The 24,611-nt window shown below is 69.0% G+C and carries 25 protein-coding genes, 1 pseudogene and 2 riboswitches; of the genes and pseudogenes, 11 read left to right on the forward strand and 15 right to left on the reverse strand.

Annotated elements, in window-relative coordinates; genetic code table 11:
- The first annotated feature begins 43 nt into the window (after positions 1-43).
- Positions 44-601 (forward strand): NUDIX hydrolase, encoded by a 558-nt coding sequence (locus AB0C38_RS11240; protein WP_360670228.1) that lies wholly within the window; start codon positions 44-46, stop codon positions 599-601.
- On the opposite strand, the gene AB0C38_RS11245 is transcribed toward AB0C38_RS11240, so the two are convergent.
- On the reverse strand, positions 592-2,040 hold the full coding sequence (locus tag AB0C38_RS11245; RefSeq protein ID WP_360670231.1) for a helix-turn-helix transcriptional regulator: 1,449 nt from the start codon (positions 2,038-2,040) through the stop codon (positions 592-594). The genes AB0C38_RS11240 and AB0C38_RS11245 overlap by 10 nt on opposite strands.
- Before the next feature lie 512 nt (positions 2,041-2,552).
- On the opposite strand from AB0C38_RS11245, the gene AB0C38_RS11250 reads away from it, so the two are divergent.
- From AB0C38_RS11250 to AB0C38_RS11275, 6 genes are read left to right on the forward strand one after another with little or no spacing between them, the layout of a single operon-like run.
- A complete protein-coding gene (locus AB0C38_RS11250; RefSeq protein WP_360670233.1) occupies positions 2,553-3,383 on the forward strand; it encodes a Scr1 family TA system antitoxin-like transcriptional regulator in 831 nt (276 codons plus the stop codon).
- Positions 3,380-3,640, forward strand: a complete 261-nt coding sequence (locus AB0C38_RS11255; protein ID WP_360670236.1) for a hypothetical protein — start codon at positions 3,380-3,382, stop codon at positions 3,638-3,640. Before AB0C38_RS11250 ends, AB0C38_RS11255 begins: the two co-directional genes overlap by 4 nt.
- 45 nt (positions 3,641-3,685) lie before the next feature.
- Positions 3,686-4,792, forward strand: a complete 1,107-nt coding sequence (locus tag AB0C38_RS11260) for a radical SAM protein (protein ID WP_360670239.1) — start codon at positions 3,686-3,688, stop codon at positions 4,790-4,792.
- Positions 4,789-5,418: a dTMP kinase gene (tmk, locus tag AB0C38_RS11265; RefSeq protein ID WP_360670242.1), complete on the forward strand. Its 630-nt coding sequence runs from the start codon at positions 4,789-4,791 to the stop codon at positions 5,416-5,418. Before AB0C38_RS11260 ends, tmk begins: the two co-directional genes overlap by 4 nt.
- Positions 5,409-6,224 (forward strand): endonuclease/exonuclease/phosphatase family protein, encoded by an 816-nt coding sequence (locus tag AB0C38_RS11270; RefSeq protein ID WP_360670245.1) that lies wholly within the window; start codon positions 5,409-5,411, stop codon positions 6,222-6,224. Before tmk ends, AB0C38_RS11270 begins: the two co-directional genes overlap by 10 nt.
- Before the next feature lie 56 nt (positions 6,225-6,280).
- Positions 6,281-6,775, forward strand: a complete 495-nt coding sequence (locus AB0C38_RS11275) for an NUDIX domain-containing protein (protein WP_360670248.1) — start codon at positions 6,281-6,283, stop codon at positions 6,773-6,775.
- Between the two features lie 58 nt (positions 6,776-6,833).
- Here the strand turns inward: AB0C38_RS11275 and AB0C38_RS11280 are convergent, their stop codons facing one another.
- On the reverse strand, positions 6,834-7,289 hold the full coding sequence (locus AB0C38_RS11280) for an NUDIX hydrolase (RefSeq protein WP_360670251.1): 456 nt from the start codon (positions 7,287-7,289) through the stop codon (positions 6,834-6,836).
- 105 nt (positions 7,290-7,394) lie between these two features.
- On the opposite strand from AB0C38_RS11280, the gene AB0C38_RS11285 reads away from it, so the two are divergent.
- Positions 7,395-7,616 carry a hypothetical protein gene (locus AB0C38_RS11285; protein ID WP_360670253.1) on the forward strand — a complete coding sequence of 74 codons (222 nt, stop codon included), beginning with the start codon at positions 7,395-7,397 and terminating at the stop codon, positions 7,614-7,616.
- 13 nt (positions 7,617-7,629) lie between these two features.
- Here the strand turns inward: AB0C38_RS11285 and AB0C38_RS11290 are convergent, their stop codons facing one another.
- The 8 genes and pseudogenes from AB0C38_RS11290 to metE all read right to left on the reverse strand — a co-directional run bounded on the left by AB0C38_RS11290 (position 7,630) and on the right by metE (position 14,142).
- Entirely contained in the window at positions 7,630-8,256 is a 627-nt protein-coding gene (locus tag AB0C38_RS11290; protein ID WP_360670256.1) for a GNAT family N-acetyltransferase, read from the reverse strand.
- A gap of 25 nt (positions 8,257-8,281) precedes the next feature.
- Positions 8,282-8,989, reverse strand: a complete 708-nt coding sequence (locus AB0C38_RS11295; RefSeq protein WP_360670259.1) for a hypothetical protein — start codon at positions 8,987-8,989, stop codon at positions 8,282-8,284.
- A gap of 214 nt (positions 8,990-9,203) precedes the next feature.
- Positions 9,204-9,389: pseudogene (locus AB0C38_RS11300) on the reverse strand (ArsR family transcriptional regulator); the annotation flags it as partial.
- A gap of 3 nt (positions 9,390-9,392) precedes the next feature.
- Positions 9,393-9,755 carry a MerR family transcriptional regulator gene (locus tag AB0C38_RS11305; protein ID WP_360670262.1) on the reverse strand — a complete coding sequence of 121 codons (363 nt, stop codon included), beginning with the start codon at positions 9,753-9,755 and terminating at the stop codon, positions 9,393-9,395.
- Positions 9,756-9,786: 31 nt separating this feature from the next.
- On the reverse strand, positions 9,787-10,563 hold the full coding sequence (gene folP / locus AB0C38_RS11310) for a dihydropteroate synthase (RefSeq protein WP_360670265.1): 777 nt from the start codon (positions 10,561-10,563) through the stop codon (positions 9,787-9,789).
- Positions 10,564-10,607: 44 nt separating this feature from the next.
- Positions 10,608-10,907 (reverse strand): hypothetical protein, encoded by a 300-nt coding sequence (locus tag AB0C38_RS11315; RefSeq protein ID WP_360670268.1) that lies wholly within the window; start codon positions 10,905-10,907, stop codon positions 10,608-10,610.
- Positions 10,907-11,761, reverse strand: coding sequence for a methylenetetrahydrofolate reductase (locus AB0C38_RS11320; RefSeq protein WP_360670973.1), 855 nt, complete (start codon positions 11,759-11,761; stop codon positions 10,907-10,909). The genes AB0C38_RS11315 and AB0C38_RS11320 overlap by 1 nt, the downstream gene beginning before the upstream one ends.
- 86 nt (positions 11,762-11,847) lie before the next feature.
- Positions 11,848-14,142, reverse strand: coding sequence for a 5-methyltetrahydropteroyltriglutamate--homocysteine S-methyltransferase (gene metE, locus AB0C38_RS11325; protein ID WP_360670271.1), 2,295 nt, complete (start codon positions 14,140-14,142; stop codon positions 11,848-11,850).
- A gap of 133 nt (positions 14,143-14,275) precedes the next feature.
- Positions 14,276-14,436: riboswitch (cobalamin riboswitch) on the reverse strand.
- Between the two features lie 244 nt (positions 14,437-14,680).
- On the opposite strand from metE, the gene AB0C38_RS11330 reads away from it, so the two are divergent.
- Positions 14,681-15,277, forward strand: coding sequence for a hypothetical protein (locus AB0C38_RS11330; protein ID WP_360670273.1), 597 nt, complete (start codon positions 14,681-14,683; stop codon positions 15,275-15,277).
- On the opposite strand, the gene AB0C38_RS11335 is transcribed toward AB0C38_RS11330, so the two are convergent.
- From AB0C38_RS11335 to AB0C38_RS11350, 4 genes are read right to left on the reverse strand one after another with little or no spacing between them, the layout of a single operon-like run.
- A complete protein-coding gene (locus tag AB0C38_RS11335; protein ID WP_360670276.1) occupies positions 15,264-16,385 on the reverse strand; it encodes a bifunctional 2-methylcitrate synthase/citrate synthase in 1,122 nt (373 codons plus the stop codon). The genes AB0C38_RS11330 and AB0C38_RS11335 overlap by 14 nt on opposite strands.
- Before the next feature lie 37 nt (positions 16,386-16,422).
- The gene (gene prpB / locus AB0C38_RS11340; RefSeq protein ID WP_360670279.1) at positions 16,423-17,316 is read right to left on the reverse strand and encodes a methylisocitrate lyase; all 894 of its coding nucleotides are present in this window, start codon (positions 17,314-17,316) and stop codon (positions 16,423-16,425) included.
- Entirely contained in the window at positions 17,316-18,797 is a 1,482-nt protein-coding gene (locus AB0C38_RS11345) for an MmgE/PrpD family protein (protein WP_360670281.1), read from the reverse strand. Before AB0C38_RS11345 ends, prpB begins: the two co-directional genes overlap by 1 nt.
- Positions 18,797-19,660, reverse strand: a complete 864-nt coding sequence (locus AB0C38_RS11350) for a 3-hydroxybutyryl-CoA dehydrogenase (RefSeq protein ID WP_360670284.1) — start codon at positions 19,658-19,660, stop codon at positions 18,797-18,799. The genes AB0C38_RS11345 and AB0C38_RS11350 overlap by 1 nt, the downstream gene beginning before the upstream one ends.
- Positions 19,661-19,790: 130 nt before the next feature.
- Between AB0C38_RS11350 and AB0C38_RS11355 the strand changes: the two genes are divergently transcribed.
- Positions 19,791-21,191 (forward strand): short-chain fatty acyl-CoA regulator family protein, encoded by a 1,401-nt coding sequence (locus tag AB0C38_RS11355; RefSeq protein WP_360670287.1) that lies wholly within the window; start codon positions 19,791-19,793, stop codon positions 21,189-21,191.
- 536 nt (positions 21,192-21,727) lie between these two features.
- Here AB0C38_RS11355 and AB0C38_RS11360 read toward each other — a convergent pair.
- Complete coding sequence (locus AB0C38_RS11360; RefSeq protein ID WP_360670290.1) at positions 21,728-22,102, reverse strand: hypothetical protein; 375 nt, start codon at positions 22,100-22,102, stop codon at positions 21,728-21,730.
- A 674-nt stretch (positions 22,103-22,776) separates the two neighbouring features.
- A riboswitch (cobalamin riboswitch) is annotated at positions 22,777-22,962 on the forward strand.
- Between the two features lie 146 nt (positions 22,963-23,108).
- On the opposite strand from AB0C38_RS11360, the gene AB0C38_RS11365 reads away from it, so the two are divergent.
- Positions 23,109-24,608 (forward strand): CoA-acylating methylmalonate-semialdehyde dehydrogenase, encoded by a 1,500-nt coding sequence (locus tag AB0C38_RS11365; RefSeq protein ID WP_360670293.1) that lies wholly within the window; start codon positions 23,109-23,111, stop codon positions 24,606-24,608.
- Positions 24,609-24,611: the final 3 nt, after the last annotated feature.

A 24,611-nucleotide genomic window follows, 5' to 3' on the forward strand; every position in this document is an offset into this window, starting at 1 on the left:
ACAGCGCGCGCACCTTCGTGAAGACGCCGTAGCATCTCGTGGTGTGGCCACCGAACCCAACGGGCAAGAGCTGACGCGCTGGAAGATCCACGGCGAACGGGTCGTCGACGACACCCGCCGCCTGCGCCTGAGCATCGCGTCGGTCGAGCTACCCGACGGCGTGAAATTCGAACAGTACGTGCTCCGCATGCCCAAGGCCGCGATGATGGCCGTTCTCGACGACCAGGACCGCGTACTCATGATGTGGCGGCACCGGTTCATCATCGACCGGTGGGTCTGGGAGTTGCCTGGCGGCTACGTCGACCCTGGTGAGGATCCCGCGGCGACAGCTGCCCGTGAGGTCCAGGAAGAAACCGGCTGGCGACCGCTGAATGTCGAGCCGCTGGGCTCGATGCAGCCTACTGTCGGCAGCGCCGACGCCGAGAATCTCCTCTTCGTGGCCCAAGGCGCCGAGTACATCAGCGAGCCCGAGGACATCAACGAGGCCGAGCGGGTCGCCTGGATACCGCTCGACACGGTCCGGGACCGTATCGCCAAGGGCGAGATCGTCGGCGCGGCGTCCCAGGTCGCGCTACTCCACGTCCTCGCGTTCTACCGCTGAACCGGAGTCGGCACGCCGGCGGCGTCCATCTGCGCGTAAAGCGCGCGCACCCGATGGTCGGCGCGGTGAGGACCGAGCCGGCGGCCGACATCTGCGAGGTAGGCACCACCTCGGATGGACCGGACGTGCTCACTCATCCGCACCGCAGCCGCAGCCTCCACACAGGCTTCGTCGACGCGGCCCTGATCGGCCAGCGTCGACGCAAGCAACGCGGTGTTGAACAGCCTCCCGCGCTCGTACCCGTCGTCCATGCCGAGCGATCGGCGAGCGAACTGTTCAGCTTCGGCCGCTGAGCCGAGATCTCGGAACACGTGAGCGAATTTCGCCGACAGGTACGCGCCGTCGAAGTAGTTGAGCCACGCCGGTCCGGCTCCAGGTGAGAAGCGTTCGAAGGCTCGTTCGGCTTCTTGGAGTGCCGCGAAGCAGGCTGAGGTGTTCCCTTGAAGCGCATGGCCATGAGCTTCGAGCACCGCGGCCTCCGCCTGCAGAGCGGCCAAACCAGACCTCTTCGACGTGCGCCTTGCGGCGAGCGCCATGTCGACGGCGACCTCGGGGGCGCCGTTGAAGGCAGCGTGATGGCTCATGGCCGCCAACATTTCGGCTTCGAGCGCGTCGTCGCCTGCGTCCTGCGACAGCTTCAACGCATCACGCAGGCGCCGCTGCCCTTCTGCGGCGTTACCGACGTCGAAGGCGATCCAGCCGGCAACCTGGTGCAGCTCGGCCGCTGCCCCGAGCAGTTCTTCCCGCGCCGCCGCCTTCCTGGTCGTGTCCTTCAGCATCGGCGCGACGGTCGACGTCAGGTAGTTCGTGATGGTCGTCGTTGCGCGGCTGTGTCCGCCGCCGAAGCGGTTGTCCAGACGCCGGAACGTCGCCGTCATGTCGCGCACGATCTCGACATCGGTACTTCGAGGCTTCGGCGAACCGGCCGCGACGGTCGCACCGGCACCGAGCAATGACGCGCCGATCGCCGTGGCGCCGACACCTGCGGTCCTGAAAAATTGTCGTCTCTGCACGCGTTCGAGGCTAATCTCGTCGCCCGATCCGGCCAATTCGTTGGGGGTATGGGAAACGCTGAACCAGAGCAACGCCGGAGGGACCTGCAGGGCCTTCGCCCAGCGATCAAGGTTTACCAGGTTGCACGGCGGGCGGGCGCCCGGCGCCTCCAGCCGGCTGACTTGCGCCTGAGTCAGGCCGAGCCAGCGACCGAGCGCTGCCTGCGACACGTGCGGGTTGGATTCCCTGCGGTAGGCGGCGAAGAGCTGTCCAAAATGGCGCGCATCAAGTGCAGCAGCGATGCTCTCCGCGGCCCAGAAGGTGTCGGGCTGGGACGGCGCCTCGTTCGCAATCAGCACGCGAAGGCAGGGACCGCAGTGATTGCTGACGCGGTCACGAGCCAGGCGCGCACCGCATTTCTCACACCTTCTTGTCTGCGTCTGCACGCCGGATCCCTCCTTCCCATTTGCCTAACACGCAGTGTATTCGATCGAACACAGCGTATGTCGGATTCCATCCGTCCGGCGTATGGAATCCGACACCACACGACTCCTACCTGCTAAAACTCATACGTCGACGTCGTTTGCGGCCGCGACCTCCCGATGGAAGCTCAACCCATGCAAGCGGTAGCGCACGGTAACAACGAGACTCCACGCGACCTTGACGCCTTGCCCGAATGTCGGGGCGCCCCGTCCGATCGGACACCTTTGTCCGCGACTACTCAAGCGGAGGGCGATACCCGCCTGGCGGCGGCGTTCCATCAGCTCACACGACCTCGTGGACGCGATGAGCAGCTGACCGAGCTGGATCACGAAGCGGCGATGCTGGTGCTCGACGCGTACTGGCCGAAGTTCGGTACTCCGCGACCGTTGCCGGAGCGCTGGCGGTAGCGGCGTCCGCTTCCCTCCTGCTGCACCAGCACACCCCTGCCATGCCACCCCCTCAGAGAGACCGAGCCATGTCATTGCCCGCCATCCACCGGCCCGCCGTCTTGATCGTCAGCGCCAGCCTGCGCGAAGCCCGCGAACAGCGGAAGGTCGGGCTACGCCAGCTCGCTCGCCAGCTCGGCATGTCGCCAGCGCGACTGTCGGGTTTGGAGCTAGCGACCCACATCGCGCATCCACCTGACGTTGCCCACATCCTCGGCTTCCTCGGAATCGGCGGTGCCGAGCACGAACAGATCATGAAGCTGGCCAAGCACGCCTACGACGCCAACTTCATCGCACAGCACGACACGCAGGCATTCAGTCTGATGTGGACGTACGAGCAACTCTCGGACCGGATCGTAGAATGGGCCCCCTCGTCCCTTCCCGAACTACTTCGACCGCAGCAACACTTCGAGCGCGTACTCGGCGGGGACGAAAAGATGTCAGGCCTCGGCGAGCTGGAACCACTTGAACGAAGCGTTCGCCAGCAAACGATGCAGGACGGTCGTCGCCGATACCTCTTCCTCATCGGCGAGGAGGCCGTGCGCACGGCAAGCAACGAAGTCGATGCAGACGAACGGATCCAGCGCCTCCGCAGCGCCGCACAATTGCACCATGTGAGTGTCCGGATCGTGCCGACGACGGCAACGGGATTGAACCCGCCCCCAGCGTTCACCCTCTTCGAAGTCGGACGCGCTCCTGTAGCGGCAACGTTCAAGCATGTCCACTGCACTGCATACATCACCGAGAAGCCGCTGCTCGATGGATATCTGGGCACTTCAAATGCTCTGCAACGTCAGGCGCTCAGCGATTCCGCGACAGTCGACACACTGAATCACACCGAGCGGAGCCAGGCGTCATGACGGCTGCGGTGATCTACCTCGACCCGATCATGCTCAACCCGGTGATCGAGGGCGTATGGCACCACGCACGCCTTGCAGGGATCCCGGATCCGGGCGAGTCGATCACAATGCTTTGTGGCGCCACAGGCGTCGCGTCGTTCCTGCCGCTAGGCCAGCGGCGGAACCGCTCAGTTCCTCGCCAGTGTGACAGTTGCGACGTGGTCGTCCGGCGACAGCGCGGCATCCCGTTACGTCAGAGCCGGATCGGACACAGCTGACTGCCAAAGCCACCTCTATTCGTATCGTCCTCAAAGGAGTCAACGATGACCGTCCGTCCGATCGCCATCGACGAGCAGGCGTCGAGCTGCTACTTCCGTACAACCGTCGACACCCCCTACCGCAAAGCCTTGGTCCAGATCACCGAGCGGTGCAACCTGCGCTGCGCGCACTGCTTCGTCTCCGCGACCAAGCACGGCAAGGACATGCCGCTGACCGAGGTCGTGAAGAAGGTGGTCCCCCGCCTAGCCGAAGCCAGGGTCCGGCGCGTCACGCTTACCGGTGGGGAACCGACCATCCATCCGGACTTCCTCGGTATCGTGCACGCCTTCCGCAACGCCGGAATCGACCTCGGCATCTGCACCAACGCCACCGAGCTGGACGACAAGCTGATCCGGCAGCTCGTCACCGCCGGGGTTCACGTCAACGTCTCTCTCGACGGGTTCGCCGCCGACTCGCACGGCCTGTTCCGCGGCGACCGCGACTCCTTCAACGTGACCGTGGCGAACGTCCGCAAGCTCGCCGCGGCCAGCCTGTTGCAGGGTCTGCTGTGCACTCCGAACTCGTTGGCCGCCAACGAGGAGTACGTGCAGCTGTGCGCTTTCGCCCGCGACAACGGGGCCCGGTACGTGCTGCTCAACCCCCTGGGCAGCATGGGCCGCGGCGTGAAGTCCCAGCGAAAGCTGGCTAAGACAACCATGCACATGCAGGAGATCTTCGAGCTGACCGCGCCCTTCGACGGCCCCGACCTCGACATCGCCCACATCCGTTTCCCCAACACCGACCGCAAACCCCTGGCCGGCTGCGAAGCCGGGACGATCATCTACGTCTTCACCCCCGGCGAGGTCACCGTCTGCCCCTACCTCGTCTTCGCCGCTCGCACCCCGATCTCCCGGCATCCCGACACCGACTTCATCGTCGGCAACATCTTCACCGACCGCGACCTCGCCGCCCGCCTCGACAACTACCGCTTCCACGACCGATTCCAGGTCGGCGCGAACCCGACCTGCACCTCGTGCAGCCTCGAACCCGCCTGCGGCAAAGGCTGCCCGGCCGCGGTTGTCGCCGGCGGCGGACGCATCGGCGGCGTCGACACCGAGCTGTGCCCCGTCACCGCCGAAACCCACCACCTGCTGCCTCTGGACGTCGCATGACCACCCGCCTGCCCGGCACGCTGGTCACCTTCGAAGGCCCCGGCGGCGTCGGCAAGACCACGATCACCGAGCTCGTCGCCGACAAGCTCGAAGCCGACGGTGTGCCCGTCCACGCGACCGCCCAGCCATCCGGCACACCCCTGGGCAATCTTGCCCGGGCGGGCACAGACGTCTACCTCGACATGGCTCTCGCCTGCCTCTGCGCAGCCGACCGGCATCACCAGCTCGCCACGGAAATCCTGCCGGCTCTGAGCACGGGCAAGGTCGTGCTCTGCGACCGCTACGTGGCATCGTCGCTGGTCCTGCAGCGACTGGACGGGATCCCGCTCGACGTCGTCTGGGCGCTCAACCACGGCGTCTACCGGCCCGACCTCGTCGTCGCACTCAGCGCGGCCCCGGCGGTTGTCGAACGGCGGCTCCGCGCCCGCGGCACACATAGCCGGTTCGAACGCGCGGCCGGGATCAGCTTCCGCGAAACCTACGGCTACCTGGCCGCCACAACGTTCCTGCACGACCAAGGCTGGCCCGTTCAGGTCGTCGACTGCGCCGCCGATCCCCAGGAGACAACTGGCACCATTGTCGACCTGATCCGCCCCATCCTCACGGAGAGCCCGGCATGCCCCTGACCGTCCTCACCCTCAACATCGGCAACCCTGCTTTGGAGCGGGCCCGCCGCCAACGCGACTGGCTCGCCCGCCGCGACGAGGACGTCTTCGTGCTCACCGAAACCGGCTCCGGACCGGGCACCCACCTCATCGCCGACTCCTTCACCGACGCCGGCTGGTCGGTCACCTACCCCGAGCACCCCGACAAGGAACGCGGCGTCATGATGCTGTCCAAGCTCGAGTCCACGGTGGACCCGGTGGGCGCCTCGATGACCTACCTGCCCGCCCGGCTGGCCGGCATCGTGGTGCACACCGACCGCGGACCGCTGCGCATCCTCGGCGCCTACGTCCCCTCCCGCGACGCCACCGAAGCAAAGACCACCCGCAAACGCTCCTGGATCGACGCATTCCACCAGGCCTGCGACGCCACGGTCGACGACGCCCCTGTCCTCCTTCTCGGCGATCTCAACGTCCTCGAGCCGGGCCACGTACCACCGCATCCTGGGCAGTTTGCGCCGTTCGAGACGGCGTTCTACACCGAGCTGGCTCACCGGCACGGCCTCGCCGACGCCTTCCGCGCGCTGCACCCGACCGCCGTCGAGCACAGCTGGGCCCGCCGCGCCGAGCTCGGCTACCGCTACGACCACGCCCACGCCTCCACCACGCTCATCGAGCACGTGACGCACTGCGCGTACGTCCACGACACCCGGCTCGGCGAGACGGTGCTCACGGACCATTCGGGACTCGCCGTCACGCTGACGCTGACCGCGACCGCACCGCTGATAACGTCCGACCCGGCTGCGGACCGCGAGGCAACGCTCTTCTGAACCTGGGTACTCGTGCCCGGCCGCCACCCGAGCCGCCGAGCACGAGGACCCACCGGATGATCGTCGCCAGCGAACCGGCCCTGCGGGTCGGCGCCCGCGTCTTGCTCCTCAACCGCGACGACGAAGTTCTGCTCATCCACGCCCGCGACCCCGACGACCCCGGTCACCATTGGTGGGAACTCCCCGGCGGCGGCCAGGACCCCGAGGAGAAACTCGAGGACACCGCGCGGCGCGAGATCGCCGAGGAGACCGGGCTCGTCCTGGACGAGATCGGCCGCAAGCTCTGGACCCGCGAAAGCCGCTTCACCTACCGCGGCCGCGAACACCACCGCCTCGACCACGTCTACCTCGCCCGCACCGACCACGATGCGCCGCAGGTCGCTCTCCGGCACACCGCCAACGAGCGCGCGGGCCTCATCGAACGCCGTTGGTGGCCAGCCACCGAGCTGGCCGAGTGCGTGGAGAAGCTGCTGCCTGCCGAGCTACCGGACCTCCTACAGGCTCTGCTCGGTGGCCGATTCCCGGCGACTCCGCCGGCCCTCACTGCCTGAGGTCCGCAGCGCCGCGTGGATGCACGACGTAAAGCGCGTTCCAGGAAGACCAACCGGCTCAAGGCCGTCCCGCAGCGTTCGCACCCGACCGTGGCCGCTGCAGGGCCGGGTGCAGGATGCGGAGCCGGCCGAACCAGGCGGCGATCGAGCGCTTGTATCCCTCCGGTATGCGCAGCCCGACAACCTCGTGCTCGGCGAACTCGCCGATGCGGTTGTGCTCGTGGCTGACGACCGGCGCCGCGTCGGATGTGGTGGTGCAGCCGTACGTCACGATGAACACGTCCTTGCCGGCGACGTCGATGTGGTACATCCAGGCGTCGAGGATCTCCGCGACGTCCACCGGCAGCCCGGACTCTTCGGTGATCTCTCGCGCCACGGTCTGCTCCGGGGTTTCGCCGGGTTCGATCCGGCCGCCCGGCAGCTCCCACTCGTCGCGCTCGTTGTGCACCAGCATCACCCGGTCGTCCCGGATCAGCACGCCCTTGATCGACACCGGGTATCCGGCCTCCGCCACCTACACCAGCCTCCCGCCAGCTTGCACTCGCCGTCACCGACCGTAGCAGCGCGATGAAGGCATGCACGGACCGCGGAATCGACGATCTGCCGGACCAGGCCCGGTGTGTTCTGGTCGGTGTCGAAGGGATCCCAGCCGAAGGGAAATATCGCGGTATCCACGACCATGCTGTCGGCATGCGAGGTCGACATCGGCGCGGCGGGCGGCGGCGATGAGCTCGCCGCCGTCCTGGCCCGTGAAGGCAGCGCAGGCCGTGAGGCCGTGCCCGCAGGCGGGCAGGGCTGCCTGGCGGAGCTCTTCAGGCCCTCGGCGATGGCCGATTCCTAGCGTTTCCCCGCTCTCATCGCCTGAAGCCGCCCTCACCGCGTTGGATGCACGGAGCTCCGGCCCGGCGCATGGCGACGCGGGCTCGGAATGATCGAGCCACCGGTCCGTCCGGCAGCGGGGCAGTCCACTGATAGCCGGGAGCGCGGGCTGCCGCGGCAGTGACGAGCGTGCGGCCGTAGCCCAGCCGCCGGTAACTCGCGACGACGTTTACGTAGTCGAGGGTGGCGGCCCGGCATGGAACGCAAATGCTGAGCGTCGCGGTCGCGACCTGTGTGCCGTCGAGGTGGAGGTCGATCTGGCCGGCCAGCGTCCCCGGCGGCGGCGCGCGGACGATGAGGAGCAGTCCCTCGTCGAACGCCGGGTCGAACGCCCGTGGACTCGTGATGTCGAGGTGTGCCCATTCGGAGAGGCGCCGCTCGGACGGGTCGCAAGCCTCGACCGCCCGGCACACCTCGCACGGCGTGGCGTGCAGCCGGTAGCGGTGGCTGTACGGCGCCAGCTTGTCGTAGAGGTCAAGGTCAAGTCGGTGCCCACGCAGGCAGACGGCGGATTTACCCGTCGACGGCCGGACCGGAAGCAGCTCGCCTAACTCCCGGCGAACACCCGATCGGGCAACGCTGCCGGGCTGATCGCCGATCATCGGACGCAACGGTCGAGCCCGCGGGTCATCCTGCGGCCTCGGTCAGGCTCCGCCGGGCGAGCGGGCGGCCCGCAGCAGCCGCGCCGCCTGGGCCGGGCAGCTGGATCGCGACCGTCTGCGGCCGAGCAGCGGCGCCGCGGCCTCGGCTGGTCGCGACGACGTCTCGGAACTCCAGGTGACCGAACCCGTCCTCGGTGAGACCGTGCCACTTGCGCTTGGAGACGCGCAGCTCGAGATCGACTCCGGGCCAGGCGCCGGCGGTGATCAGCACCGCTCCGCGGTTGCGCACCCGTCCGGCCAGCCGACGGGCAAGCTGCGGCTGGACTCCCCGGACGGCATTCGGGCCGAGCACGACCAGGTCGAACCCGTCGATCAGCGCGGACACGACCGCGACGACCTCGGCCCCGGGATTGGGCACCAACGCAAACCGCTCCAGGTCGACGCCCAGTTCCGCCGCCGCGGCGACACCAAGCTCCGGTATGCCGGCGATGGCAGCCCACGAGCCTTGCTGCGTCGCTTCGGCGAGCAGGGCGAGGACCAGCGCGGTGGAGCCCGAGACCGACACGGTGCTGCCACGCCGCAGGCCACCGGCCGGCAGCAGCTCGGCGAGCGCCGGCACCACCGGCAGCGCCCCAGAGGCAGTCGGCGTCTCGGAGTCAGGCTGCTTGAGCTGGGCGGCCGTGCGGACGCCGGGGATCGCCGCAAGTCCGGCCACCGCCTCCGGCACCGCCACCACGCACCTCCAGCACCACGAACACGCACCGGAGACACCCGCGTGGGAAGCCGCGAGCGAACCCGAACACTCATCGAACACTTGTTCGGATACTGCGAGACTGGGTCGACCCTGTCAAGCCGGGCTGGTCAAGCTCACCCACAGAACGACCAGCCTGAAGCACAACGCCTTCAGCGACGCACTCAGAGTCACACCGTCCCAAGCCTCCGCACGATCAGCCGACCGGACTGCGACGCTCCAGAAAGACGGTGTCGTGCCAAACACCGTCGCGCTGGGCGATGCGTTCGCGGACACCGAGCGTGCGGTAGCCGGCCGTGCGATGCATCGCGATCGAGGCGCGGTTCTCGTTGAAGATCGAGGTTTGCAGGGGCCATAGGCCGGCCGCGTCGGCTTCGGTGACCTACTACCAGAGACGGTCCCCAGTCTCGATCACATCGTGGGCAGCCAGGTGCGCATCAAGAAGAGCCGTCGCGGTGTCGATCTTCAGCTGCCGGACCGCGGCTAGCAACGTCACCACGTCGATGACGCCACCGGCGCCGAACGCACGGGCCGCCGCGTTCTCGGTGGTGGAGCCCTGTTCGATCAGGTGCTTCATCCGCAGCAGCGCCTCGACATCGGGCCGGCCGTAGCGGCGGTGGCTGCTCGTCTGCGGCGTCGACAGCGGGAGGTCGTAGCGGCGGTGCCACGCACGCAGCGTCGACGGCGGGACGTCGAGCATGCGGGCGACCGCCCCGGCCTGCCAGATCACCGCGGCCTGCTGGTTCATCGCGCCATGATGGACTGCCGGCCCCGGAAAGTCAGGCCGGCCACAAGGCCTCGAGCACCGCGATCGTGTCCCGCGTCTGCGGGACGTCGTGCACCCGGATGACGTCGACGCCAGCCGACCATGCCGGAGCGATCAAGGCCAGGGACGCGGCCAGCCGGTCATCGACCGCGCGGCCGGTGACCGCACCGAGGAACGACTTGCGGCTGACGCCAAGCAGCACCGGCACGCCCAGGGCGCACAACTCCGGCAGGCCGCGGAGCAGGCGCAGGTTGTCCTCGACGCTTTTGCCGAAGCCGATCCCCGGGTCGATCCACAGTTCGGTGCTCTCAGCCGCGGCCGCGACGTCCAAGAGGTGCGTGCTCACCTCGGCGACGACGTCGTCGTACGCCGGCTGGGTGCCTGCCAGCACCGGGACCGCCGTCGAGTGCATGCCGACGTAGCCGGCACCGAGCCGGGCGGCCACCTGGTGCAGGGTGCCGGACACGTCGTTGACGATCGACGCACCCAGCCGCACCGCCGCCTCGGCGACTTCGGCGTGCCGGGTGTCGACCGACACCCGGCCGCGTTTCGCCAGCGCCGCGATGATCGGGCCCACGCGGTCCAGTTCTTCCTCAGCTGAAACGGGATCGGCGCCCGGCCGGGTCGATTCCCCTCCGACGTCGACCGCCCAGGCACCGCTCGCGAACATCTCCTCGCCGGCGGCGATCGCGTGCTCGGTTGCCGCGAACCGGCTGCCCGGCCAGAACGAGTCCCGGGTGGCGTTGAGGACACCCATCACCTTGAGCGGACCGACGTCCGGTCTGGTCACGGCGGCACGCCGCGCGTGACCGGGCAACGGAGACTGAGTAAGGCTCATCGATTTCCTGTCTGAGGTGGACGATCAGCCAACGCAGCGAGCAGCGCATCGCGGGCACATTCGGCCCCGGCACAGGCCGCGCACGGCATGGGCTTGCATTCGGGCAGGTCGGCCGCGGTCCGTTCGAGCCGGTCGACGAACGTGCTGAGCTGGTCGAGCTGCGTGCGCAGTGCCCGGATCCGGGCGCCTTGCGCGCCGGCTTGGCGGCGGTGGCTCGCCAGGTTTTCGTAGGCGCGGCCGGTGAGCACGACCAGCTCGTCGCCATCGACCCGGATCCGGCGCGGCTTCGGCGGCATTACGCAAACACCGGGAGTTCCGCGACGACCTCCGTGGTGGCTCGAGCGAAGTTGAACGTGATGAAGTGCAGGCCCGGCACTCCTTCGGCCAGCAACCGCCGGGCGAGCAGGATCGCCTGCTCGACGCCCAGCGCCCGCACCGCCGCGGGGTCGTCCGCGACGGCGGCGAACCGCTCCGCCAGGTGGGCGGGGAACGGCGCGCCGGACAGCTGCTCGGAGCGGGCGATGGTCTTCATCGTCGTCACCGGCATCAGCGCGGGAATGATCGGAGTGTCGCAGCCCGCCGCCGCGACACGGTCCCGCAGCCGGAGGTAGTCGTCGGCATCGAAGACCATCTGGGTGATCGCGTAGTCCGCGCCCGCCCGGCACTTGGCCACGAAGTGCGCGGTGTCCTCGTTCACCGAGCCCGATCGTGGGTGTCCGAAGGGAAAGGCGGCCACGCCCACGCAGAAGTCGCCGTGCTCGCGCAGCAGCGTCACCAGCTCACTCGCGTACGCGAGCCCTTCCACGTGGCGGACCCACTCCCCCATGACGTCGCCAGGCGGGTCACCCCGCAGCGCCAAGACGTCGGTCACGCCGGCGTCGGCCAGCGCCCCGACGAACGACCGCAGCTCCCGGACCGAGTGGTCGACCGCGGTCAGGTGGACGACCGGCAGCATCGTGGTCTCCCGGGCGATCCGCGCCGCCACGGCGATGGTGTTGTCCCGGGTCGAGCCTCCGGCGCCGTAGGTGACCGACACGAAACCCGGGTGCAGCGACTCCAGCTTGCGGACGTTCTGCCAGATCCGGCCCGCATCGTCGGCGGGACGCGGCGGCATGAACTCCAGGGAAAGCACCGGCGTGCCGGCGGCCAGCCGGTCCCGGACCGTGCGCGGGCGGCCGACGCGGGGCGCGGGTACCGCGGCGGGCGAAATGCTCGCCCGCCGCGGCGAAACGCTCGTCACGCCCGCGCCCTCAGCTGCCCGGTGGCTTCCACCAGGTTCGCCAGGGTGGCCCGCACCTCCGGGTAGCCACGGGTCTTGAGCCCGCAGTCCGGGTTGACCCACAGCCGCTCGGCCGGGAACGCGGCGACCGCGGTGCGCAAATGCCCGGCGATCTCCTCGACCGACGGCACCCGCGGGGAGTGAATGTCCCAGACTCCCGGCCCGACCTCGTTCGGGTACCCGGCACGCGCCAGGTCGGCGACGATCGCCATGTTCGACCGGGCCGATTCCAGGCTGATCACGTCGGCGTCCATGTCGACGATCGCCTGCAGGACGTCGCCGAACTCGGCGTAGCACATGTGCGTGTGGATCTGGGTGTCGTCGCGGACGCCCGCGGTGGACAGCTGGAACGACGCGACGGCCCAGTCGAGGTACGCCGCGCGGTCGGCGGAGCGCAACGGCAGCGTTTCCCGCAGCGCGGGCTCGTCCACCTGAATCACCGAGATCCCCGCGGCTTCGAGGTCCACGACCTCGTCGCGCAGGGCGAGCGCGACCTGCCGGGCGGTGTCGCCCTCGGGCTGGTCGTCGCGGACGAACGACCACGCGAGCATCGTGACCGGGCCGGTCAACATGCCCTTGACCGGCTTTTCGGTCAGGCTCTGGGCGTAGGTGGCCCACTCGACGGTCATCGGCTCGGGCCGCGCGACGTCGCCGACGATCAGCGGCGGCCGGACGTAGCGGGTGCCGTAGGACTGGACCCAGCCGTGCTCGGTGGCCAGGAATCCGGTCAGCTGCTCACCGAAGTACTGGACCATGTCGTTGCGCTCCGGCTCGCCGTGCACCAGCACGTCGAGGCCGATCTGCTCCTGCTCGGCGATGACCGCGCGGACCTCGGCGCGCATCGCCTCGGTGTAGGCGGCCTGGTCGAGCTCGCCCGCCCGCAGCGCCGCGCGGGCCTTGCGCAGCTCGGCGGTCTGCGGGAACGAGCCGATCGTGGTGGTCGGGAGCTCCGGTAGGTGCAGGCGTTCCTGCTGGGCCTGGCGCCGCTTGCCGTACGGGCTGACGCGGTGCAGGTCGGCGTCGGTGACCGCGGCGACCCGCTCCCGGACGGCGGGCACCTTCACGATCGGCGAGGCCGCGCGCGACGCCAGACGCTCGGCGTTGAGCAGTAGCGCGTCTTCGACCGCGGACCGGTCTTCGGTCAGGCCGCGGCGCAGCGTGACGATCTCGACGAGCTTCTGCCGCGCGAACGACAGCCAGCCGGCGATCTCCGGGTCGAGACCGGTATCGAGGGCGACGTCGTACGGCACGTGCAGCAGCGAACAGGACGCCGCGACGTCCACCGACCCGGCCAGCCCGAGCAGCGTGCCCAGGGTGCTCAGTGCGGCGGTCAGGTCCGCGGCCCAGATGTTGCGGCCGTTGACGACGCCCGCGACCAGGCGCTTGTCCGGGATCCCGCCGACCGACGCCAGCGCGTCGAGGTTGGCCGCGGCGTTGTTGGTGAAGTCGATCGCCAGGCCTTCGACCGGGGACTTCGCCAGCACGGGCAGGGCGTCGCCGAGCCGGTCGAAGTAGGACGCAACCAGGATCTTCGGGCGCGCGGTCGCGGTGGCGAGCGTCGCGTAGGTGTCGGCGACCTCGGCCAGCACGTCCGCCGGCTGGTCGGTGACGAGCGCGGGCTCGTCGAGCTGGATCCACTCGGCACCCGCTTCATGCAGCTGCCGCAGCAGGTCGACGTAGAGCGGAACGACCTGGTCGAGCAGGTCCAGCGGCCGGAAGCCGTCGGTCGCGGTCGGGTCCTTGGCCAGCAGCAGGAAGGTGACCGGGCCGACGAGCACCGGCCGCGTCGTCACGCCCTGCTCGAGGGCCTCGGCGAACTCCGCCAGGGGCTTGCTCGCGTCCAGGGTGAAGCGGGTGTCCGGGCCCAGCTCGGGCACAAGGTAGTGGTAGTTCGTGTCGAACCACTTCGTCATCTCCAGCGGCGGCGCGTCCGCGGTCCCGCGCGCCATGGCGAAGTAGCGGTCCAGCTCGCTCGCGTCCGCGCGGTGCCGCTCCGGGATCGCGCCCAGCAGGACCGAGGTGTCCAGGACGTGGTCGTAGAACGAGAAGTGGTTGCTCGGAATGTCGTCGATACCGGCGTCGCGCAGCTCCGCCAAGTTCCGCAGCCGCAGCTCACGGGCCGTGCCGAGCAGCGCGTCGGCGTCGATCCGGCCTTTCCAGTAGGCCTCGATGGCCTTCTTGAGCTCCCGGTCGGCGCCTTGACGGGGGTAGCCGTACACGGTGGCGCGGCTGGTCGGGGTGGTACTGGTCACGGGGCTCTCCTTCGCGAGTCCGCGTGGACCTGCGGGAGCGCACAACGAACCGCGACCGAGACGGTCGTGATCCGGCGTGACCTGCCCGCGAGGTCGCAGCCAGCACCCCACGGTCGTGGGGTGCGCAGCCGGCAGGTCTTCGGACTCGCGGGCGTTCCGGCGCGTGCGCCGGGTTCCTACTGACCGTCGCTTCCCAAGCCGGGTGGCTCAGTGCTTGTCCCTCGGAGAGACTGACGGCGGTCGTTCCCACTCACCGCTGCGGGGCAGTCCCGGATTCTCACCGGGTTCCCTCTTGCCTCGGCCGCCGCCGCGTTGCTCGCGACGGCCGAACCAGCTGCCCCGCCACCATAGCGACTCCCGCTCGGATTTCCCTAGGGCCGGGTTCACCCTTTGGACACTCCGAACTGCCCGCCATGCCGACGAACCGGATTGGGGCGAACGTCGGCTGGCATTCCCCCGCCGCGATGGTTGACTTGAGGTATCGCGGAGGGGAGGCAGCGTGCATTCAAGGTGGCGTCGATGGGTACCGCGTCTGGCCGTGTCCGTGTTGTTGCCATTGCTGGGAACGGGGTTGGCCCAAGGCAGCGCGCAGGCCACGGTGGTGCCGCCGGGTACCGTGGTCGACTGCGCCGGCATCACTGATATCGGCTGGTCCCGGTTGTACCCGGATCCGGCCGAGGGCGTGCTGGTCTTTCGCGGCTACGACTACACCGTGGTGTCGACCACTCGGACCTTCGACGTGGCTGACAGCCGGATCGTCTACAACGACACGGACACCACGGCGAGCGGGTCCTTCACCGCGACGCAGTCGCGGACGTTCGCCTTCACGTTCAGCTTCGGTCTTCAAGGCCCGCTGGTCGGAAAGATCAACGCCAGCATCGGCCTCAGCATCTCGCTGAGTTACACGACCTCGGTCGGGGTCACCGCGACCGCCCCCATCCCGCCGCACGGCGCACTGCTCGGCGAGTACGGCGTCCAGGCATTCGACATCGTTTACCACGCCCAGCAGTTCCGGATGCTGATCGACGAACGGTCCGGAACACAGCAACGGCGTTGCTCGGCTGAACAGGTGATCGCGAACCAGACGGCACACGCCCCGACCGCGCTCGAGGGCTGGCGGGTCAGGAACGCCTGAGTACCTGGCGCTGGGGCTTGCCGCTGTAGGTGCTCGACGGGCGGATCAGGCTGTTGGCCGCCAGCTGCTCGCTGATGTGCGCGGTCCAGCCGGTGATCCGGGCGGCGACGAAGATCGGGGTGAACACCGGCGTGTCGAAGCCCATCAGGTGGTACGCCGGGCCGGCCGGGTAGTCGAGGTTCGGGTGCAGGCCCTTCGCCGCGTACATCGCCCGGGCCAGTGCTTCGTAGAGGTCGAGCAGCCCGTGCCCGGCGCGCAGCTCCGCCACTTCCTGCAGCGCTTGGCGCATCGTCGGGACGCGGGAGTCGCCCTTCTTGTAGACGCGGTGCCCGAAGCCCATGATCTTGCGCTTGTCGGCAAGCGCTTTCTTCAGCCACGCTTCGGCGTTGTCCGCGCTGCCGATCTCCTCGAAGGTGGCCATCACGGCTTCGTTCGCACCACCGTGCAGCGGACCCTTGAGCGCGCCGATAGCCGCCGTGACCGCGCTGTAGAGGTCCGACAGCGTCGAGGTGACCACCCGGGAGGTGAAGGTCGAGGCGTTGAAGCTGTGCTCGGCGTAGAGGATCAGCGAGGTCTCGAACGCGCGGACGATCACCGGTTCCGGGACCGCACCGAGGGTCATGTAGAGGAAGTTCTCCGCGTACCCGAGGTCGGTACGCGGCGGCAGCGGGAACAGCCCGTGCCGGCGGCGCTGGGTCAGGGCCACCACCGAGGGCAGGACCGCGAACAACCGCAAGGCCTTGGCCTGGTTGGCTTCCGGCGAGTTGTCGTCCTCGTCGGGGTCGTTGGCGCCGAGGATGCTCACGGCGGTGCGCAGCGTGTCCATCGGGTGCGCGGCCTCGGGCAACGCGAGCAGCGTCCTGACCAGCTCGGTCGGCATGCCGCGATGGGCTCGCTCGGCGTCGTTCTGCGCGGCCAGTTCGGCCGGAGTGGGGAGTTCGCCGTGCCAAAGGAGGTAGGCGACCTCCTCGAAGCTGCAATGCGCGGCGAGGTCCTGGACCGGGTAGCCTCGGTAGGTCAGCGAGTTGGTGTCGGGGTTGACCATCGACACCTCGGTGGTGTCGACGACGACCCCGGCGAGTCCCTTGTGGATAGCCGGTGCGGACATGGGTGTCCCCTCGTCGGAATTCGGGCGCCTGAGAAATTCAGACGCGGAAATTGAAGATGTTCTCGTCGAAAGCGTTGTAGGAGTTGTAGTCCAGCAGCTCATAGAGGTCACGCCGGTGCTGCATACGGTCGAGTAGAGCTTCTTGAGTGCCGTCCTCGGCGATGGTGCGCAGCCCGTTTTCGGCGGCTTCCATCGCGAGCCGCAGCAGTGTGACCGGGTAGATCACGATGTTCACGCCGAGCGATTCCAGGGTTTTCGCGTCGAGGAGTTCGCTTTTGCCGAACTCGGTCATGTTCGCCAGGATCGGCACGTCCACGGCCGCCCTCATCCGCTCGAAGTCCGCGGGCCCGCGCATCGCCTCGGGGAAGACCAAGTCCGCACCGGCGTCGACGTAGGCTTTCGCGCGGTCGATCGCGTCGTCCAGGCCGTGCACAGCGGCCGCGTCGGTTCGGGCGGCGATGACGAAGTCCGGATCACGGCGAGCCGCGACCGCGGCCTTGATCCGACGGACCGCGACGTCGCGCTCGACGACGTCCTTGCCGTCGAGGTGGCCGCACCGCTTGGGGTTGACCTGGTCCTCCAGGTGCATCCCGGCCACACCGGCGTCCTCCAGCAGCTGGACCGTGCGGGCGGCGTTCATCGGCTCACCGAACCCGGTGTCGGCGTCGACCAGCGCCGGCAGCGCCGTCACCCGGGCGATCTGTTGCGACCGGCCCGCGACCTCGGTGATCGTCGTGAGGCCGATGTCGGGCAAACCCAGATCGGCCGACAACACCGCGCCCGAGATGTAGACGCCGTCGAAGCCCTGGCGCTCGATCAGCTTCGCGCTGAGTGGGTTGAACGCGCCCGGGACGCGCTGCAGAGCACCCGAGTTCAACCCGGCGCGGAACGCGATCCGCTTCTGTGACGCGGTGGCCGTGGCGTGCAGCATCAGAAGATCCCCTTCGTCGCCGGTGTCGCGTCGATCGTCGCCAAGAGGGCCAACTCGCGCACCTCGTCCGCGGTCAGCTCGGCGAGCCGGGAGACCGTGTCGAGGAACCGGTCCTGGTCGGCTTCCTCGATCACGCCCTCGGCCAGGGTGCGGAACTTCGCGACGTATTGCTCACGGGCGAACGGGCGGGCTCCGGCCGGGTGCGCGTCGGCGACGGCGATCTCGTCGGTCAGCGTCCTGCCGTCCGCGAGGGTGACCTCCACCCGGCCGCCAAACGCCGGCTCCGGCGCGTGGTAGCGGCGCGTCCATTCCGGATCTTCGACAGTGCTGATCTTCTGCCACAGCTCGACGGTGTCCGGACGGGTGGCGCGCTCGCGGGTGTAGGAGTCGACGTGGTGCCAGGCGCCGTCCTGCAGTGCCACCGCGAAGATGTACGGGATCGAGTGGTCCAGGGTCTCCCGGCTCGCGTTCGGGTCGTACTTCTGCGGGTCGTTCGCGCCGGAGCCGATGACGTAGTGGGTGTGGTGGCTGGTGTGGATGACGATCTTCTCGACCTTGCCGGTCTCGCCGATCCGCGGCCCGAGCCGCCGGGCCAGGTCGATCAGTGCCTGGCTCTGGTACTCCGCCGAGTGTTCCTTGGTGTAGGTGTCCAAAATGGACCGCTTTGCCTCGCCTGGCGCGGGCAGCGGGACGGTGTAGCTCGCCGACGGGCCGCTCAGCAGCCACGCGATGAAGCCGTCCTCACCTTCGTAGATCGGGCTCGGTGCGCCTTCGCCGCGCATGACGCGGTCGACGGCTTCGATCGCGGCCTTCCCCGCGAACGCGGGCGCGTAGGCCTTCCACGACGAGATCTCGCCCTTGCGGGACTGCCGCGTGGTGGTCGTCGTGTGCAGGGCCTGGCCGATGGCCTGGTACACCGTCGCGGTGTCGAGGCCGAGCAGCGCGCCGAGGCCCCCCGCGACGGACGGGCCGAGGTGGGCGATGTGGTCGATCTTGTGCTCGTGCAGGCAGATCCCGCGCACCAGGTCGACCTGCAGCTCGTAACCGGCGGCGATGCCGCGGACCAGGTCGGCGCCGGTGCGGCCGGTGTGCTGGGCGACGGCGAGGATCGGCGGGATGTTGTCTCCGGGATGCGAGTAGTCCGCGGCCAGGAACGTGTCGTGGTAGTCCAGCTCGCGCACGGCGACGCCGTTGGCCCAGGCCGCCCACTCCGGCGAGAACCGGCCGGGGACACCGAACACCGTCGCGCCGGGCGTGGTGGGGTGCGCGAGGGCCTGGTCACGGGCCGCCGAGACCGGGCGCCGGGACAACGACGCGGCGGCCACCGAAGCGTTGTCGATGACGCGGTTGATCACCATCTCGGTGACCTCGGGCGCCACCGGCACCGGGTCGGTCGCGACGGCCGCCAGCTTCCAGGCCAGCTGCTCCTCGCGCGGCAACGCTTCGGCGGAACGGTAGGTGCGGACGGTGTGGTCGATCATCACTTTCCCTCGTGGACGTAGAACCCGCGGCCGGCCTTCTTGCCGAGCAGACCGGCGTCGACCATGCGCAGCAACAGCGGCGGCGGGGCGTACAAGGCTTCCTTGAACTCGGCGTAGAGCGATTCGGCGATGGCCGCGACGGTGTCGAGGCCGATGAGGTCGGTCAGCCGCAGCGGGCCCATCGGGTGCGCGGTGCCCAGCTCCATCCCGCGGTCGACGTCGGCGGCGGACGCGAAGCCGGACTCGACCATGCGGATCGCCGAGAGCAGGTAGGGCACCAGCAGGGCGTTGACGACGAACCCGGCGCGGTCGGCCGCGCCGATCGTCGTCTTGCCGAGCACGTCGGTGGCGAACCGCTGCGCGCGGTCCACCGTCGCGGGGGCGGTGAGCAGCGAGCCGACCACCTCGACCAGCGGCAGCACCGGCACCGGGTTGAAGAAGTGCAGGCCGACGACCTGCCCGGCCCGGCCGGTGGCCATCCCGAGCCGCATGATCGGAATCGACGAGGTGTTGGACGCCAGGATCGCGTCCGGATCCTCGACCACCTTGTCCAGGGTCGCGAACAGCTCGGTCTTGACCTGCTCGTCCTCCGCGACCGCTTCGACGACCAGCTGGCGGTCGGCGAGGTCGCCGAGGTCGGTGGTGAACCGCAGCCGCCAGGACGCCTGCTCGGCGGCCGCGCGGTCCAGCTTGCCCGCACGGACCGCTCGGTCGAGGGACGCGAGGATCCGGGCGCGACCGGCGTCGGCCGACGGCGTGTCCTGCTCGCAGACCAGCACGTCCAGGCCGGCGCGGGCGCAGACCTCGGCGATGCCCGCCCCCATCTGTCCCGCGCCGACGACGGCCACTCGTGCGATGTTCATCCGGCCTCCTGTGAACCTTGTGGTGCGCTGTGTTCAGCGTGGCATCGCGATAGTCAGTGAGCGAGCCTTGCGGACTGTGAAGTCTTGTGAACGTTTTGAGGCGATCTGTAAAAGTTGTTAAAGTTTGCCTGTGGAGAAGATGTTCGCCGGAGCCCGGCTGCGGCAGCTGCGCGAGGACCGGTCGATGACCCAGTCCGACCTCGCCCGCCTGCTGGAGATCTCGCCGAGTTACGTGAACCAGCTCGAGCACAACGGCCGCCCCCTGACCCTGCCCGTGCTGCTGCGGCTGACCGAGCACTTCGGGGTGGACGCGGAGTTCTTCGCCGCGCAGGACACCGCGCGGCTGGTCGCGGACGTGCGGGAGGTCTTCGCCGACGACACCGTGGACGGCGTCATCTCCGCCGGCCAGGTCGACGAGCTGACCACGCAGCTGCCCGACGTCGCCCGCACGCTGGTCTCGCTGCACCGGCGCTACCGCGAAGCGGTGGAGAACATCGCGACCCTGGTGTCCGAGCAGGGCCTCGACCGGACCGCGGCGCAGCAGCCGCACGAGGAGATCCGCGACTGGTTCTACCGACGCCGCAACTACGTCGCCGAGCTCGACGAACCCGCCGAGAAACTGGCCGCCGAGCTCCGGCTCGTCCCCGGTGAAGTGCGCGCCGGCCTGGCCGCGGGCCTGCGGGACCGCCACGGCGTCGAGGTCGCGGCCGCGCCGATCGGCGCCGACCAGCACCGCTTCGACCCCGGCTCGCGCGCGTTGCACCTGTCCCCCGCGCTTCGGCCCGGCCAGGCGGCGTTCCGACTCGCCTCGGAACTGGCGATGCTGGAAGCGGGCGACACGATCGACCGGCTGGTCGGCGACGGTTCGTTCAGCGGCGAGACCGCGCGGCGGCTGGCCCGGATCGGCCTGGCCAACTACTTCGCCGGCGCGCTGGTGCTGCCCTACCGGGTCTTTCTCGGCGCGGCCGAGCGCTACCGCTACGACATCACGCGGCTGTCGGATCACTTCGGCGTCGGGTTCGAGACGATCTGCCACCGGCTCTCGACCCTGCAGCGGCGGGGCACGCGCGGCGTGCCGTTCTCGTTCGTGCGCGTCGACCGGGCGGGCAACATCTCCAAACGCCAGTCGGCGACCGGGTTCCACTTCTCCCGCGTCGGCGGTTCATGTCCACTGTGGATCGTCTATGAGGCGTTCAGCTCACCGGGCCGGATCGTCACGCAGGTCGCCGAGCTGCCGGACGGCAAGAAGTACTTCTGGCTCGCGCGGACGGTGAACCGCACCGTCGGCGGCCACGGCGACCCGGGCAAGACGTTCGCGATCGGCCTGGGCTGCGAACTGCGGCACGCCCGCCGGCTGATCTACTCCGACGGCCTCGCGCTCGGCGCGGACGCGGCGGTGACGCCGATCGGGATGGGCTGCAAGGTGTGCGAGCGGCCGGCGTGCCCGCAGCGGGCGTTCCCCGCCATCGGCAAGACCCTGCGAGTGGACGAGCACAGCAGCAGCCTGCTCCCCTACCCACCGCTCGAGTGAGACCCGAGCACAGTCGACATAGTAGGACCTCCTATATCAACTTCCCGCGATGATTCCCCTGTGGAAGACCGCGTGCGGCAAAAGCTTCGTGCTCAAAACGTTCGAACGCGACCCGCATGGTCGCGATGCCCGACGCCGAGCTGAACCCGATTCTCGACGCCTCATCGGCGCCAGCTACGACTCCGCGGACGGGCGCTGCGTCGCCATCTCCGTCGCCGTCCCGGTGGCGAAGCCACCGCGGAACTGGTCGTCGGCGGCCGTGATCTCACCGTGTCCGGTCACGAAAATGGCTTCTTCCTCGACAGATGCCTGTAAGACCGCGTCACCCCGGACATACGGCGCGTTCGTGACCCACGCCGGGTTCAGCGGAAGTCGCGAGTCGCACCATCCGCAACATCGGCGAAGGTCAGGCCACTCCAGAAATACGCAGCAGCTACACGTTTGCGGAGTTCGTACCAGGCGAGGACGAGTACGGCCCGGACAAGTGCGGTGGCGCCACGCTGGGCGAGGGCGCCGCCACACCGTCCGAACTGCGGTCAGGGCAGGTTGAACCACGCGGAGACCGGATCACCCGTGCGCTTCCACGTGACTCCGAAGCGCACGACCGGGTTGCTCGCGGTACCCGGGATCACCGCGCTGCACCCAGAGTCGCTGCCGTTGGCGTCGTCGACGTACCAGCTCACCCCGTTGCGCAGGACGTAGGTGGTGCGGAACCCATAGCCGTCGCTCTTGGTGTCGCAGGCATAGACCCGCGTGCGGTTGTCGGTGACACCGCCGTAGCCGCACCGGCCGTTGCAGTTGTTGATCGAGCCAATGTAGTCCTGTGCCGATGCCGCGGGCGCGACGGCCACCGCCGCACCGATCGCCAGCAGCACCGCAGCCGGGCCGACCCACATCCTGGTCTTCCGCATGGTCCCCTCCTCCTTCGATCACGGCCCCGGTCGGAGTCCGCGTCCGAACACGTGCCGAGATCGACGACGGTTTAGCCGGATGTCGGCCGTGTCCAAGCTGTGATCATCTGGCAAGCAGCGCCGAGCACGCAGTGGCTCATTCGAAACTGGACGGTCAGGGCGGATTGCCCTTTCGGGAGAATGTCAGGGCTGACGTGGTGTTCCAGGTCCGCGCGCGAAGCCTGTGCGAGTGTATGAAACTGTCGGCATCTCTCTGTTTCAAGAAGTTTGCGCGCAATACAGCCCGGTTCGCGTCTTTACTGGATGATCTTCCGCTGCTCAGCTGCGCAGACCTGTACACCGTCAGCGATGGGACCGGATCCAGGTAAGCGAGGGGCTCGCTTCAGGAGATTCGGGCTGATTCACGTTCGCTGAGGTTGGTGGACGGCGGTGTGCCCCGCGCATCCGGGCAGAGCGGTGCCGACCGAGAATCCTACGGCGCCGCCGTACCCCGGCGCCCGTGTGGGCGACTCGGACACCGCTGTCCAGCTCGTGCTCGAACTCGGCCATCCGACCTCCCGAGCAAGGGTACTGAGGCGCCGACGCTATCGACACACTCGCCACCGCGCCATCCGGAGTCGGACGAAACCGGACCCGCCTCTATCCGGGTGAGACCCCGGGCACAGTCGACATAGTAGGACTACCTACTTTATGGTGTCCTCAGGTCTGCGGTGCAGGGAAGCCGGTGCGAATCCGGCGCGGTCCCGCCACTGTGACCGGGGAGCGACGCCCCACCTGAGTTGGCCACTGGCGCAAGCCGGGAAGGCCGGGGCGGCGTGGATCCGGGAGCCAGGATACCGGCCGCAGGCATTCGTGTTCGTCCACGAGGATGGAGCTGAACGCATGCGGATTCTTCCTGCCTGCGCGAAAACCGGCGACCCGCCGCGGTAGTTCAGCCTGCCCGAAATCCCGGCCACGACCCGTGCGCCCGGGCAGTCCGTCCTGCGCTACTCGCGAAAGGCGTGCCATGACCACCGAACTCACCCACTTCGTCGGCGGCAAACCGGTTCCCGGCACCTCGGGCCGTTACGCCGACGTCTTCGACCCCAGCACCGGCGCCGTCCAGGCCCGGGTCCCCCTCGCTTCCGCCGACGAGGTCGCCGAGGCGGTCGGCGTCGCGGCCGACGCCCAACGAGAGTGGGCGCGCTGGAACCCGCAGCGCCGCGCCCGCGTGCTGATGAAGTTCGTCGACCTCGTCCGGTCCGAAGAGGACAGTCTCGCCCGGCTGCTGTCGTCCGAGCACGGCAAGACCGTCGCCGACGCGCGCGGCGACATCCAGCGCGGTCTCGAGGTCGTCGAGTTCGCCATCGGCATCCCGCACCTGCTCAAGGGCGAGTTCAGCGACTCCGCCGGCACTGGCATCGACGTCTACTCGATGCGCCAGCCCCTCGGCGTCGTCGCCGGGATCACGCCGTTCAACTTCCCCGCGATGATTCCCCTGTGGAAGGCCGCGCCCGCCATCGCCTGCGGCAACAGCTTCGTGCTCAAACCGTCCGAACGCGACCCCTCGGTGCCGCTGCGGCTGGCCGAGCTGTTCCTCGAAGCGGGCCTGCCGCCAGGGGTGTTCCAGGTGGTCAACGGCGACAAGGAAGCCGTCGACGCGCTGCTCACCGACCCCCGCGTCGAGGCGGTCGGGTTCGTCGGGTCGTCGTCGATCGCCGAGTACATCTACACGACCGCGGCCGCGCACGGGAAGCGCGCGCAGTGCTTCGGCGGCGCGAAGAACCACATGATCGTCATGCCCGACGCCGACCTCAACCAGGTCGTCGACGCCCTCATCGGCGCCGGCTACGGCTCCGCGGGCGAGCGCTGCATGGCCATCTCCGTCGCCGTCCCGGTCGGCGAAGCCACCGCCGACGCGCTGGTCGAGAAGCTCACCGAACGCGTGAAGACGCTGAAGGTCGGCGCCTCGCTCGACGAGAACGCCGACTTCGGGCCCCTCGTCACCGCCGAAGCCGTCCAGCGGGTCCGCGACTACATCGACGTCGGCCTCGCCGAAGGCGCGGAACTGGTAGTCGACGGCCGCGACCTCACCGTCCCCGGGCACGAGAACGGCTTCTTCCTCGGCGGCTGCCTCTTCGACCGCGTCACCGCGGACATGCGGATCTACCGCGAGGAGATCTTCGGCCCGGTCCTGTCGATCGTGCGCGCGGCCGACTACGAGGAGGCGCTGCGCCTGCCGAGCGAGCACGAGTACGGCAACGGCGTCGCGATCTACACCCGCGACGGCGACACCGCCCGCGACTTCACCGCCCGCGTCAACACCGGCATGGTCGGCGTCAACGTGCCGATCCCGGTCCCGATCGCCTACCACACCTTCGGCGGCTGGAAGCGCTCCGGCTTCGGCGACCTCAACCAGCACGGCCCCGACTCCATCCGGTTCTACACCAAGACCAAGACCGTCACCTCCCGCTGGACGTCCGGGATCAAGGAAGACGCCTCCTTCGTCATCCCGACGATGGACTGAGCC

Source organism: Amycolatopsis sp. NPDC048633, assembly GCF_040650695.1.
In the GTDB taxonomy this organism is placed as follows: domain Bacteria; phylum Actinomycetota; class Actinomycetes; order Mycobacteriales; family Pseudonocardiaceae; genus Amycolatopsis.